Origin of the sequence: Spirosoma sp. KUDC1026 (genome assembly GCF_013375035.1) — a bacterium.
Taxonomy (GTDB): Bacteria; Bacteroidota; Bacteroidia; order Cytophagales; family Spirosomataceae; genus Spirosoma.
On the sequence record NZ_CP056032.1, the window covers coordinates 2,031,579 to 2,045,184 of the forward strand.

Sequence of the window (13,606 nt, forward strand, 5' to 3'; positions counted from 1 at the left end):
TCTATTTCGGTTAAGATAGAATCAGCCTGAAAGAGGTGACAAGTGGGTAAACTGACCACTTAGTAAACTTCCCGAAATTCTATTTCGGATTCGTTCGCTTTTGGAATAAGTCCGTTGTGCATTTTGGAATGATTTGTATATTTGAGACTTCCGGTTTTCTGTCTTCAGCTGTAAATGGCTATTAATGAGCAATTTGGGGCTGTTTCTCTTACAGACCGGTTTCACTTCATCCGAAGTTCAGCAACCTGTTCAAGCCCTTGTTTATCCCGTCTAATCGGCTGTCCGTCAATTGATAGCTGCGAGTACGTATGAGAGTTTTTCCGACCCAGCCGTTTCAGATTGTCTACTCCCTGCTTGAGCACGAATTTCTGGGATACCTTATTGAAGCGTTCGTGGTGCAGCAAAACAGCCGGGGTGAACTGACACTACAAAATCAGACATTGTCGACGCAGAATGTAGGTGAATTTGCGCAGGGGCTGAGTGAGCGGGATTTTGAACTGGTTAAGCTGATCGACAGCATCCAGCAGGATACAATCGTTAAGAAATTCAATACGAAGCGGCTGCCAGCCGTCGATTTCCTGCTGAAGGTGTATGATCCACAAAAGGGCGACAAGCTGCTGCAGGATACTATTTGCAGCTACCTCGAAAACATGAAGGGGCAGATCATGAACCTGATGGCGGGTCGGCCCTTCTACGTTATGGGCAATGACGGCAACCCCGCCTGGGCACCAATTGAGTGGATGGCCGAACCAGCCAAGGTGCATTTTCACGTTCACAGGCTGGCTGAGGCTACCCATTATTTCCCCATCATTCGCTACCCCAATGGCAATGGCGGAACCGACCGGGTAAAATTCCAGTTTCGGGATGCCTTGATGATCTGCGACGAACCGGCCTACATGTTGGTCGATAACCGCCTGTATCATTTTAGTAAGAACGTAGACGGGAAAAAATTGCGTCCTTTCTTCAACAAGAATCATATCGTGATTCCCCGGGCGCTTGAACCCCAGTATTACGAGCGTTTCGTATCCCAGCTGATTGCCTCGTATGATGTATTCCCGGAAGGGTTTGAGATCAGGGGCGAAAATCTGGTGCCGGTACCCCTGATTACAGTGTCGGAACTGGCAATGGCCAACCGGGCCGTAACGGCTACCGCCGGGATCGATCTGGCCGAACACGAACAGGATACAGGCCAGAAAATTATTTTTGATCTGTCATTTCAGTACGGCGATTTCACGTTCCGGTTCGATAGTTTCGGCCCGGCCGCCAACGTAAGTCTGGAAGCCAGGAACGGTGAGTATATTTTTCACAAGATTCGCCGGGACCAACGTTTCGAACGGCAGCAACTGGCCTTCCTGCGCGAGCGGGGGCTGGATTTAAAGCACGGTCGGCTGGCTTTGCCCAAAACAGAAGCTTTTTCGTGGCTGTCGGAAAACAGCTCGCTGGTGCAGGAGGGAGGCTTTGTGTTACGTCAGCACGACGAAGATCCCAAACGCTATTTTCTGGGTTACTCCAGCATTGACCTATCTATCGAGGAAGGGCGCGACTGGTTTGATATTTACGCCAATGTCCGGTTTGGTGAGTTTGAGATCCCATTCCTGAAGCTGCGTACGCTCATTCTGAACAAGAAGCAGGAGTTTACACTACCCAACGGTGAGATTGCCGTTATTCCGGAAGCCTGGTTTACCAAGTATTCCGAGCTGTTTGGTTTTCTGGAACTGCGCAACAGTGATGGACTGGACAGCTGGGACGGTGACCAGTTTGTGTTGCAGAAACAGCATCTGGCCTTGGTGCAGGAACTGGAGCGCGACAACCTGGCTACAACCGTCATGAGTCGTAAGCTGGAGCGGCTGCGCGATTTCGAAGAGATCGAGAATTTTGCGTTGCCGGTTCACTTTAATGGTACGTTACGTCCGTATCAGCAGGCAGGCTACGACTGGATCAATTTCTTACGCCAATACCGTTTCGGGGGCTGTCTGGCCGACGATATGGGATTAGGTAAAACCGTGATGACGCTGGCTATGCTCCAGGGACAGAAGGAGTCGGGTGCGACCGAGCCGAGTTTGCTGGTGATGCCGACCTCATTGCTTTATAACTGGGAGCTGGAAGCCCGCAAGTTTACGCCCGATCTGCGGATTATGGTGTATACCGGTACATACCGGGAGAAAAATACGGCGCAGTTCGATAACTACGACCTGATTCTGACTTCGTACGGTATCGTCCGGATTGATATTGATTTGCTAAGCCCGTATCGATTCAATTACGTTATTCTGGATGAGTCGCAGGCGATCAAGAATCCGTCTTCACACATCACCAAAGCAGTGATGCAACTCAATACGGCCAACCGGCTTATTCTGACCGGAACACCGTTGGAGAACAGCACTATGGACCTTTGGTCGCAGATGTCGTTCATCAATCCGGGGCTACTGGGTACTCAGGCGTTTTTCCGGAACGAGTTTCAGATTCCAATCGAAAAGAAACACGACGAAACCAAAACGGCCCGGTTGTATAACCTCATCAAGCCGTTCATGCTCCGGCGGAATAAATCACAGGTGGCCACCGATCTTCCCGAAAAAGTAGAAAGTGTGCTCTACTGCGAAATGACACCCGACCAGGAAAAGCAATACGAAGAAGCCAAGTCTTACTACCGCAACCTGATTCTGGAACGTATTGAGGAGGAGGGAATGGCTAAATCGCAGATGGTTGTTTTGCAGGGGTTGACCAAGCTCCGGCAGATTGCCAATCACCCCCGTATGGTCGATGCTGACTACGAAGGCGATTCGGGTAAGCTGGACGATATGCTGATGCGGCTTGAAACGGCCATGATCGAGAATCATAAAATTCTGGTTTTTAGCCAGTTCATCAAGCATCTGACCGTTGTTCGCCACTACCTGAAAGAGAAAAACATCAAATACGCCTACCTGGATGGCTCCACCACCGACCGCCAGCAGCAGGTGGATATGTTCCAGAAAGATGACTCGGTGAAACTGTTTCTAATTTCGCTGAAAGCCGGCGGGCTGGGGCACAACCTGACCGCGGCCGATTACGTCTTTATTCTGGACCCCTGGTGGAACCCAGCCATTGAAGCACAGGCCGTTGACCGGGCGCACCGTATTGGTCAGCAGAAGACAGTGTTTACCTATAAATTTATTGCCAAGAACACAGTAGAAGAGAAAATTCTATCGTTGCAGCGAGCCAAACAACAGTTGGCGGGCAGCCTGATCACAACGGAAGAAAACTTCATGAAATCCCTCACCAAAGAGGATATTCTGGTGCTGCTCGAATAGAAAATCAGGCAATACGAAAGAGTTTTGGGAAGATTAATCGCAAAGTCAGTTATGCTTCTGATAACACATATTCACTAAACACGAATGGTATGAATGTTAAAAGCATACTGGGAATAGTTCTGACATTAGTGGGCCTGATTGGCCTAATCTACGGCGGTATCGATTTCACCAAAGGTGGTGTTTCTCAAGCCTCTTTCGTGTACGTCATCATGGGCGGCATTTTCTTCTTCGCCGGCGTCGGCCTGATCCGGAGTACAAGGGCGTAGAAAACTAGAAGAAAGGAGGAGAGGGAGGAAGGAACAAGGAGAAAATGCGCGAGCGTCCTTGTTCCTTCCTCCCTCTCCTCCTTTCTCCTTTTACTTCAAATACACCCCCATCCGGTTTTCGTCGCTGAGGACGACATCAACGTGTTCAGTCAGGGTGGTGCTGAGTTCGTAGCCTTTGTAGTCGGCAGCAACCGGGTAACGCGGGTGATTGCGATCAACCAGCACGGCTACCTGGAGCTTGTGCAGAGGAACACTCAGGAAAGGCTGCAGGCTAAAAGCCAGCGTTCGGCCGGTGTAAAGAACATCGTCAACGACGATTACAACCTTGTTCGTATAGTCATATGCGGTAGGCGTAATGTTGACGGTTGACTGGGATGGCTGCGACTTATCCAGCGTTAGTTCCAGAATTTCTACCGTAAAGGGGGCAATGGAGCGAACCGCTTCGGCCAGCGCCTGCGCCAGTACAAACCCTTCGCCCGTGATACCAGCCAGTATGATTGCCGACTCTTCAAAATTGGTTTCGTAGATCTGAAACGCGATACGTCTGATCTTCTGACGTATTTGCTCGGCGTTGAGAATAAGTGTTGGGGCAGTACTTGTCATGACACTAAATAAATTCTGGCATCAAATATGGTAAAAACTTTGGCGCGAAAAAAAAGGGCTTTTGAGCTGGGAGTTATTACGTTTAGTAAATATGCCGCGCCGTCTGACTGGGCTATGTGACGATTTGGCATAGTTTTCGCCCTTTGATTTCACGAATCTCCTCAAACTTAAACTTTATGAATTTTTTCACCGGATTATTGCTGACCGCCCTGCTGTGGGCCCGGTCAGAAACGCCCACATTGCCTGTCTCTATGAACGAAGTCGTTCGTTCGTCGATGAGCCAGGGAGATGCCAATCTCCTGTCTGATCATTTTAATGAGTCGATCGAACTGATTATCGATTCGGAACAGGTTAACTTCACGAAAGTGGAGGCCACGCATGCCGAAATGATTCTGCGCTCTTTTTTCCGGAAAAACCCACCCCGCCATTTCCGGTACGTTCACCGCGGTACCTCAGATAACGTACAGTACAGCAGTGGTTCTTACGAAGCCAACGGGCAGAGCTACGCCGTGTATGTGCTTATGCACAAGTCGGCGAATCAGCCTTATGTGATCGATGCAGTACACTTTCGTCACGCCTAGAGCCGATAAAAGCGGCTATTTCAGTAAGCTAGCTCCGCGGAATAGGTCGTAAATCGTAAATCAATCTATCTTTGTGCTTCATTTTTGAAGTGCCATGATTGTTAAGACAAAAAAATACGCTCTCGAACAAAAAACGTACATAAACATTGCGTTGCGGCAGTGGCTGAAAGAAAATTGGAAATGGGTTTTTATACCGTTAGGACTGATTATTCTCAACGTTGTTCTCTACGCAACCGGTGCCTTTGATCATTACTGGCCTGCTATTGTTATTTTCGTTCTGGCTGTGTTATACGTACTTTTCTGGGCGGTTCAGATTACCGGAATCACGCAGATGGAACAGAGTAAACCGCTGTTTCAAAAGTACGTATATGAGATCGATAGCCGTCAGATTCTGATGCGGATTAATGCAAAGGAGGGTGGTATCCTAAAGTGGTCACAGATCAGCGGGGCTGCAAAGGATAAAGACGCGTATATTCTGTATCTGGACAACAGCGAGTCGATGAAAGGTGTAAAGGCCAATTGGCTGGCCCGAACAGTAACGAAAGGATTGGCTAAAGCCCAGTTTCTATACCTGCCTTTCTCGATTTTTACCAGTGACAATGACCTGCGTTTCACCGAAGCTCTGCTAAAGCGTAAGGGACTGCTGGCCGGCGAGAATATCGCGGAGCCCGTAAAATAATGGAGCTTGTCTGTAAAGACTACATTCAGAAGTAACAGGTAGAATCCAGTTCTGTTGTCGGAGCTGGATTCTTCGTTTTGTCGGCAATCGGCTACATTATGGATCATTCATCCGTACCGTGGAGTAGCCGATTGCCTTCTTTTTGTCTATCTTAGTTCAAAAACGAATAAAGTTATGCAGGCCATTACGCTGACGATACCGCCTAACATCAATGTGTTTTCGGACGATGAACTGTATGCGTTCTGTTTGGCGAATCCTGAATTGCGTATTGAACGTGACGAAACCGGCCACATCATTATCATGCCTCCCACCGGATTAGAAAGCAGTTTTACCAACGGAGAACTCTTCGGTGAGGTCCGTAACTGGAATCGCCGAACCAAAGCAGGTCGTACATCGGAATCAAATGGTGGCTATACGCTGCCCGATACGTCCATGCGGGCACCCGATGTGGGCTGGGTAAGCAAAGAGCGGTTGATGCAGGTTGTTCCGGATGAACTCAAGAAGTTTGCCCGGGTTTGCCCCGACTTTGTCATTGAAGTTCGCTCCGAGTCGGATAGTCTGAAGGAGTTGCAGACAAAAATGGAGAAATGGCTTAAAAACGGCGTTCGGCTCGGTTGGCTTGTTGATCCACAGGAACAGAAGACAACTATCTACCGACCTGATTCGGAGACAGAAACGAAACTGTTTTCTGAAACCCTTTCTGGTGAAGATGTTCTGGTTGGATTTACGATGAACATCCAAGAAGTTTTGACTTATTAAGGGCATAGTGGTACGAAACCGAGAAAGGACGTGAAGACGCTACGTCCTTTCTCGGTTTTTCTGTTTTTTCGGGTGCTGTACGTCAATGCCTTACCTTCCCTCTATGAAAAAACTGGCTACAATACTTTACTTTCTTTCGGTTACGTCCTTCACCTTCGCCCAGACCGGGGCTGATACAACCGCCCGTATTGAAAAGATATTCAGCCGATATCAGTCCCAAAATCCGGGTTGTCAACTGGCGGTCTCGCGTAATGGCAAGGTTATTTTCTCCAGAGCCTGGGGCATGGCCGACCTGGAACACAACCTGCCTCTAACGACCGAGTCAATCATTGAAGCCGGTTCGGTGTCGAAGCAGTTTACCGCAGCGGCTGTGCTGCTGCTTGAACAACAGGGCAGGTTGTCACTCGATGATGATATTCGCAGATATATTCCGGAGATGCCTGATTATGGTACGCCGATCACGCTCCGGCGGATGATGCACCACGCGAGTGGCCTGCGCGATTGGGGAAGTGTAGCGGGTATTGCCGGCTGGCCCCGCACTACCAAGACGTACAATAACAACGACGCGCTGGACATTATCGTCCATCAGAAAGCGCTCAATCACAAACCCGGCGACGAGTTTCTGTACAGCAACTCGAACTATAACCTGTTTGCGATTTTGGTGGAACGGGTTAGCGGCATGAGCCTGGCCGAGTATACCCGCAAATACATTTTCGAACCGGCGGGAATGACGCACACTCAGTGGCGTGACAATTTCAAACGTATCGTGCAGAATCGGGCCATTGCTTACGAAAAAACGGCTGATAGATACGAAACCGACATGCCGAATGAATATGTCTACGGCAACGGTGGCCTGCTGACAACAACCGAAGACCTGCTGAAATGGAACGACTACTACTGGGGCGGTCAATTCGGTCGCCCGTCGCTATTGCCGAAGCAACTGACGATAGAAGTGTTCAATAATAAAACGACCTATCCGTATGGGGCAGGCTTGTTTGTGAGCAAAGCCAAAGGGCAGGACTACGTGTACCACACCGGATCAACGGCCAGCTATCGGGCTATGCTGGAGCGTTATCCACAACAAAACTTGTCTATTGCCTGGCTGAGTAACACGTCGGAGTTCGATACGGCTTCGTACAATGTCATACGCGAGGTTGGCAACCTGTTTGTCCCCGATCGGAGTGCGACCTCGGACAAAGCCACTGTCGGAAACACCAGCCCAAAGCAGCCAGAAACGTTCGCAATATCGGCGGCTACGTTGGCGAGCTATGCCGGTACCTACGAGTCGGATGAAGCGCAGGCAACTTTCACGGTAATGGACCGGAATGGGAGGCTGGTTTTGCGTCAGGCCCCCGGCGTTGATGTAGAGCTCCTGCCGATAGGCGAGAACATCTTCAAGGTTACTGCCGGTGGCCGTGGGCTATCCGGAGCCACCATTACATTTGTACGCAATAATCTGGATGTCAATGGCTTGAACGTAACGGTTTCTCGGGCGCGAAACGTGTCGTTTCAGAAGAAATCAAAACAGTAAAATTAGCCGTAATGTACCTTCTATGTCATTATTGTCAAGTAGACGCCAATTGAGAAAAACAGTATGACGCCATTACCCATAAAACTGAACCCGTATCTGTTCTTCGGCGGAAACTGCCGGGAAGCGATGGAATTTTACCAGCGCGTTTTTGGTGGAGAGCTGACGCTATCACCGTTTAGCGAAAGCCCAGAAGGCGCGCACAAAGATCCCAAAGCCAACAGCGAGGAGGTGAAAAACAAAATCATGTACGCCAAGCTGAGTGGTGACGTGGAGCTGTTAGCCAGCGACAATCCGCACAATACCGACGCGAAGAATACAGGCCAGTTCAGTCTGTCGCTGGAAGGTGCTGACGAGGAAAAGCTAAGCGGCTATTTTGATAAACTTTCCGAAAATGGTCAGGTTACCTCACCCCTGCAGAAGCAGTTCTGGGGCGATACGTTCGGGATGGTAACCGATCAATACGGGATCAACTGGATGATGAATATTACGGCTGCTCAGCAGTGAAATCGCCTGTTGATCAACTGCAAAAGGGTGGCTCTACGAAAGCCACCCTTTTGCAGTTGATAGGTTATCGGCTGTTACTTCGCCTGATTGGTAAAATCAACGACGGTCAGATCGGCCAGCCAGGGACCGACGATGGTACCGAATTCCTTGTGGGCGGGGTGGGGGAGGTAGTCGTCCCGGTCCTTCTCGTTGTCGAAGGTCAGAATAAAGGCGTGGGTAAGGCCATGAGCGTGGTTTTCGGGGCTGTTGTTGGTACCCCACTGGAATCCTTTGATCTGTTTGATTTTCGAGGGCAGCGCTTCGAAGGCTGCCAGGATTTCTTTCAGCTTCTCGGGCGTCGTTTCGGGTTTGAATTTGAAGAGCACTATATGCTGTACGGACGTGTTCTTGGTCATCTTTTTAGGTGGTTTAGCCATCCCACTGGCTGAAAAAAGTAACGTAAAGGCTAGTAAGGCAAGGATTTGTTTCATTGGTACAGGGGTTGAAAAAAGGTAAAATCGTACAGGTAATATTGACGTAGATCGGTTTACTGCTCAACAATACTCAGATTGTCGATTCGATCAAAATGCTTTCGGTTTAAAGTGGCTATAGGTAAGCTGTGTGTCACAGCAGTAGCGGCAATGAATAAATCTGCGAGAGCGATTTGCTTCCGTTTACGTTTTAGTCCCGCGTTGATCTGAACGGCTGTATCGACGCAGGGTGCATCAAATGGAAAGACAGTTAGCGTCTGCAATACACGGTCCCAAAATAGTAATTGGCTCTGGGTTGCACCCGCGTAAATTTCGTATTTGGTGATGGACGAAATGGCAAAGCGGTACCCTTGTCTCACCAAAGCAATCCAGACAGAATTGTTCTTGTCTGTCTTTCGGTAGTAATCAATCAGAATAGACGTATCGACCAGAATTACTTCGTTCGCCATTGGTTGATTGCTTCCCGATTCGCATCAATCGTGTCCAGTTGTTTTTGGGTGGCCACGGGGCCGTTCAACAGTAACGCTTCAAGGTCAGTGTTCACGTCTGCGATTCTGGTATTTTGCTCAATCTCCGCTTTAAGTTTGTTTAGCTGGCTGACTGGCAGCGTTTTGATGATCTGCACCAGCTGGTCGAAACCAATATCTATTTGAACTTGCATAGAATCAAAAGTAAAGCCGAAGTTAGCCATTTATCAACAAAAGAAACGGGTTAACCCAAGCTTAGGTTAACCCGTTTCTTGACGTCTGCTGACAATTAAGCCAGTTTGGCTTTCAGGTTTTCGTCCAGCGCTTCCAGGAAGTCTTCGGTGTACAGGTAGTGCTCACCAGCTACCAGTTTCGTGCCCGCTGGGAAAGCTGACAGCGCCAGGTCTTTCGTCATTTTGCCGCTTTCTACGGTCTCTACGCAAACCGCTTCGAGGGCGTTAGCGAAGTCGATCAGGGGCTGGTTGTCGTCCAGTTTGCCGCGGAAAGCCAGACCACGCGTCCAGGCGTAGATCGAAGCTATTGGGTTCGTTGAGGTTTTGTTACCTTTCTGATATTCGCGGTAGTGTCGCGTAACCGTACCGTGAGCTGCTTCGGCTTCCTGCGTTTTTCCGTCTGGCGTAACCAGTACCGAGGTCATCAGACCCAGCGAACCGAAGCCCTGCGCTACAGTATCCGACTGAACGTCGCCGTCGTAGTTTTTGCAGGCCCACACAAAGTTACCTTCCCACTTCAACGCCGATGCGACCATGTCATCGATCAGACGGTGTTCGTAGTGAACTTTGTCTTTATACTCGGTCTCGTACACTTCCTGGAAGATGTCCTTGAAGCGACCGTCGTATTTTTTCAGGATCGTGTTCTTGGTCGATAGGTACAGCGGCCAGCCTTTGTCAAGCGCTACGTTAAAGCAGGCCCGGGCAAAGCCACGGATCGACTCGTCAACGTTGTACATACCCATGGCAACACCACCTCCTTTGAACTGATACACGTCAAATTCCTGTACGCTACCGTCCTCACCTTCGAACTTCATCGTCAGTTTACCAGGTCCTGGTACGACGAAATCCGTAGCGCGGTACTGATCACCGAACGCGTGACGACCGATGATGATCGGCGCGGTCCAGTTCGTAACCAAACGGGGTACGTTGCTCATCACGATTGGCTCGCGGAACACGGTACCATCCAGAATATTGCGGATTGTGCCGTTCGGCGACTTCCACATTTGTTTCAGGTTGAATTCTTTGACGCGATCTTCGTCAGGCGTGATGGTCGCGCATTTGATACCAACACCGTATTCTTTGATCGCGTTAGCTGCGTCAATGGTTACCTGGTCATTGGTTTCATCACGGTACTCGATGCCGAGGTCGTAATATTTAATATCAACATCAACGTAGGGCAGAATCAGCTTGTCCTTGATGAATTTCCAGATGATGCGGGTCATTTCGTCGCCATCCAGTTCCACCACCGGATTCGCTACTTTAATCTTTTCCATTGTACTTGGGTAAAGAGTGATTAAAAGGAGACAAGAACTGCGGGCAAAAGTACGTAAAAACGATAAAAGACCTGTGCCGGAAGGTAGACTGATCCAATTTAGGCGTAGCCGGCCTGGAATCCGTAAACTGCGCTGACTGGTTTTTATGTGTAAGTAATCACTTAAATCAGCCGCGAAACGGATAAAAAGCCGTTATTTCCCTTTTTTATACGTGACCGTTGTTTCTGAACCCGAACGATAACCCCATGCGAAGTACCAGTGCTGCTACTGCCTTGTTTAAATCAATAATGCTCCTCATAGGTAGTCTGCTGACAGCAGCAGGCAGTAGGGCGCAGGCCTCGGGTACGCCCATTAACTTACGCTGTGAGTACCTGATAAATCCACTTGGGATCGACGCGCGACAGCCGCGATTTACCTGGCAGGTAGACGATTCGCAACGGGGCGCTCGTCAAAGGGCCTACCAGCTCTGGGTGAGTACGGACTCGCTGGCTTTGGCGAAAGGGAATGCTGAACAATGGTCGTCTGGTAAGATTACGTCAGATAGGCAACTCGTTACGTACGCTGGAAAACCGCTGCAGCCCTTCACCAAATACTACTGGCGGTTAATGACCTGGGATAAGGATAGTAAGCCAGGAACTGGGCAGACGGCTAGTTTCGAGACAGGTATGATGGAGTCAGCTAACTGGCAGGGCGCCTGGATCAGCGACACGCGCGACGTAAACCTGAAACCGGCTCCCTATTTCCGGAAGGCCTTTGAAACGAAAAAGAAAATCAAGAGCGCCCGGGCTTACATCGCCGTGGCCGGTCTGTACGAACTGTCGATCAATGGGCAGAAAGTGGGTAATCACCGGCTCGATCCTATGTACACCCGCTTCGACCGACGGACGCTCTACGTCACCTACGACGTAACGAATCACCTGAAGTCGGGGAAAAATGCTGTTGGTGTTCTACTGGGCAATGGCTGGTACAATCACCAGTCGACGGCGGTCTGGTATTTTCACGAAGCGCCCTGGCGCAACCGGCCAGCGTTCTGTCTGGATATGCGCATTACATACGACGATGGTACGACGGAAACCGTTACGTCGGGGAAAGACTGGAAAACGGCCCTGAGTCCGGTCGTTTTCAACAGTATTTATACCGCCGAACATTACGACGCCCGACTGGAGCAACCCGGCTGGAACACGGCGGATTTCGACGACTCGAAATGGAAAGAGGTCATGTACCGGTCGGCTCCCTCGGAGAACGTGGTGGCGCAGGCGATGCACCCCGTCCGGAACGTAGAAACCATCCCAGCAAAAACAATTAAAAAACTGGATGATACAACCTATGTGTTTGATCTTGGCCGGAATATTTCCGGGGTGAGCCAGATTCGGGTCAAAGGTCCTGCGGGCACGACGCTCCACCTGAAACATGGCGAACGGCTCAACAAGAACGGAAGCGGCCATGTCGACCAATCCAATATCAACGAACACTACCGACCCACCGATAACAGCGACCCGTTCCAGGTCGATTTGCTAACATTGAGCGGCAGGGAGGACGTGTTCATGCCGCGCTTCAACTATAAAGGTTTTCAGTACGTAGAAGTCACCAGCGATAAACCTGTTACGTTGACGACCGAAAGTCTGATGGGCTACTTCATGCACAGCGACGTACCGGCCGTGGGAAAAGTCAACTCGTCGAACCCAACCATCGACAAGATCTGGTGGGCCGCCAACAATTCGTATCTGTCGAACCTGTTCGGTTACCCGACCGACTGCCCGCAGCGGGAAAAAAATGGCTGGACGGGCGATGCGCACATCGCCAGCGAAACGGGTCTGTATAACTTTGATGGGATTACCATCTACGAAAAGTGGCTGGCCGATCACCGCGACGAGCAGCAACCGAACGGGGTACTGCCGTCCATTATTCCAACCGATGGCTGGGGCTACGAGTGGGGGAATGGCCCTGACTGGACGAGTACCATTGCTATCATTCCCTGGAACATCTATCTGTTCTACGGCGATACGAAACTGCTGGCCGACTGCTACGGCAATATCAAACGGTACGTCGATCACATCAACGAGCAATACCCGTCTGGTCTGACGACCTGGGGCCTGGGCGATTGGGTACCGGTAAAATCGAAATCGCCGGTTGAACTGACGTCAACGGCGCACTACTTCGCCGACGTAACGATTCTGGCCAAGGCGGCTAACGTATTGGGAAAACAGGCAGACCATGCCTACTACATGGCGTTGGCCGGGAAAATCAAAAAGGCGTTCAACGACAAATACCTGAACCAGCAAACAGCGCTGTATAGCACCGGCCTGCAAACCGAACTAAGCGTGCCGTTGTACTGGGGGCTGGTTCCTGACGATCTGAAACGTAACGTAGCGGCTAACCTGGCCAAGCGCGTTGCCGCCGACAACAACCACCTCGACGTTGGTCTGCTCGGCACCAAGGCTATTCTGGGTGCGCTCAGCGACAACGGGCAGGCTGATGTAGCGTATACACTAGCAGCTCAGGAAACATACCCATCCTGGGGCTGGTGGATCGCGAATGGGGCTACTACGTTGTACGAAAACTGGGACATCAATGCAAAACACGACATCTCGCTTAACCACATCATGTTCGGCGCCGTTGGCGGGTGGTTTTATCAGGGACTAGGTGGGATCAAGCCCGATCCGCAGCAACCAGGTTTTAAAAACGTCCTGCTGGAACCCAATTTTGTGAAGGGGCTCGATCAGTTTGCGGCTTCGCACGACGGACCCTACGGGACGATTCGTTCAGGCTGGAAACGGAGCGGAACCAGTATTTCGTATAACGTAACGATTCCGCCCAACTCGACGGCTACGTTGGTGCTGGCGAACGGCCGAAAGGCGTACGAAAACGGCAAAGCGCTACCGGCTCAGCAGAATAAGACTGTATTACAGGCTGGTACGTATCAGCTGGAGATTCGATAAGTAATAAAGCTTTTTC

Annotated in this window: 13 protein-coding genes; 8 read left to right on the forward strand and 5 right to left on the reverse strand. The window is 50.2% G+C overall.

Features of this window, described 5'->3' with window-relative positions; all coding sequences use genetic code 11:
* Positions 1-308: 308 nt before the first annotated feature.
* Positions 309-3,284: a DEAD/DEAH box helicase gene (locus HU175_RS08630; protein WP_176566209.1), complete on the forward strand. Its 2,976-nt coding sequence runs from the start codon at positions 309-311 to the stop codon at positions 3,282-3,284.
* Between the two features lie 89 nt (positions 3,285-3,373).
* Positions 3,374-3,550 (forward strand): hypothetical protein, encoded by a 177-nt coding sequence (locus HU175_RS08635; RefSeq protein WP_176566210.1) that lies wholly within the window; start codon positions 3,374-3,376, stop codon positions 3,548-3,550.
* A 90-nt stretch (positions 3,551-3,640) separates the two neighbouring features.
* Here HU175_RS08635 and HU175_RS08640 read toward each other — a convergent pair whose 3' ends face one another.
* Positions 3,641-4,153 (reverse strand): phosphoribosyltransferase family protein, encoded by a 513-nt coding sequence (locus tag HU175_RS08640; RefSeq protein ID WP_176566211.1) that lies wholly within the window; start codon positions 4,151-4,153, stop codon positions 3,641-3,643.
* A 176-nt stretch (positions 4,154-4,329) separates the two neighbouring features.
* Between HU175_RS08640 and HU175_RS08645 the strand changes: the two genes are divergently transcribed.
* From HU175_RS08645 to HU175_RS08665, 5 genes are all read left to right on the forward strand, one after another.
* Positions 4,330-4,734 carry a DUF4783 domain-containing protein gene (locus tag HU175_RS08645; RefSeq protein WP_176566212.1) on the forward strand — a complete coding sequence of 135 codons (405 nt, stop codon included), beginning with the start codon at positions 4,330-4,332 and terminating at the stop codon, positions 4,732-4,734.
* A gap of 94 nt (positions 4,735-4,828) precedes the next feature.
* Positions 4,829-5,413 carry a YcxB family protein gene (locus tag HU175_RS08650; RefSeq protein ID WP_176566213.1) on the forward strand — a complete coding sequence of 195 codons (585 nt, stop codon included), beginning with the start codon at positions 4,829-4,831 and terminating at the stop codon, positions 5,411-5,413.
* A 174-nt stretch (positions 5,414-5,587) separates the two neighbouring features.
* Entirely contained in the window at positions 5,588-6,172 is a 585-nt protein-coding gene (locus HU175_RS08655; RefSeq protein WP_176566214.1) for a Uma2 family endonuclease, read from the forward strand.
* Between the two features lie 103 nt (positions 6,173-6,275).
* Positions 6,276-7,703: a serine hydrolase domain-containing protein gene (locus HU175_RS08660; protein ID WP_176566215.1), complete on the forward strand. Its 1,428-nt coding sequence runs from the start codon at positions 6,276-6,278 to the stop codon at positions 7,701-7,703.
* A gap of 63 nt (positions 7,704-7,766) precedes the next feature.
* The gene (locus tag HU175_RS08665) at positions 7,767-8,207 is read left to right on the forward strand and encodes a VOC family protein (protein WP_176566216.1); all 441 of its coding nucleotides are present in this window, start codon (positions 7,767-7,769) and stop codon (positions 8,205-8,207) included.
* A gap of 74 nt (positions 8,208-8,281) precedes the next feature.
* On the opposite strand, the gene HU175_RS08670 is transcribed toward HU175_RS08665, so the two are convergent.
* The 4 genes from HU175_RS08670 to HU175_RS08685 all read right to left on the reverse strand — a co-directional run bounded on the left by HU175_RS08670 (position 8,282) and on the right by HU175_RS08685 (position 10,651).
* Entirely contained in the window at positions 8,282-8,677 is a 396-nt protein-coding gene (locus HU175_RS08670; RefSeq protein WP_176566217.1) for a Dabb family protein, read from the reverse strand.
* 56 nt (positions 8,678-8,733) lie between these two features.
* Complete coding sequence (locus tag HU175_RS08675; protein ID WP_176566218.1) at positions 8,734-9,126, reverse strand: type II toxin-antitoxin system VapC family toxin; 393 nt, start codon at positions 9,124-9,126, stop codon at positions 8,734-8,736.
* Positions 9,111-9,338, reverse strand: a complete 228-nt coding sequence (locus HU175_RS08680) for a hypothetical protein (RefSeq protein WP_176566219.1) — start codon at positions 9,336-9,338, stop codon at positions 9,111-9,113. The genes HU175_RS08675 and HU175_RS08680 overlap by 16 nt, the downstream gene beginning before the upstream one ends.
* A 95-nt stretch (positions 9,339-9,433) precedes the next feature.
* Positions 9,434-10,651 (reverse strand): NADP-dependent isocitrate dehydrogenase, encoded by a 1,218-nt coding sequence (locus HU175_RS08685; protein WP_176566220.1) that lies wholly within the window; start codon positions 10,649-10,651, stop codon positions 9,434-9,436.
* A 287-nt stretch (positions 10,652-10,938) separates the two neighbouring features.
* Between HU175_RS08685 and HU175_RS08690 the strand changes: the two genes are divergently transcribed.
* Positions 10,939-13,590: a glycoside hydrolase family 78 protein gene (locus HU175_RS08690; RefSeq protein WP_176566221.1), complete on the forward strand. Its 2,652-nt coding sequence runs from the start codon at positions 10,939-10,941 to the stop codon at positions 13,588-13,590.
* Positions 13,591-13,606 lie beyond the last annotated feature (16 nt).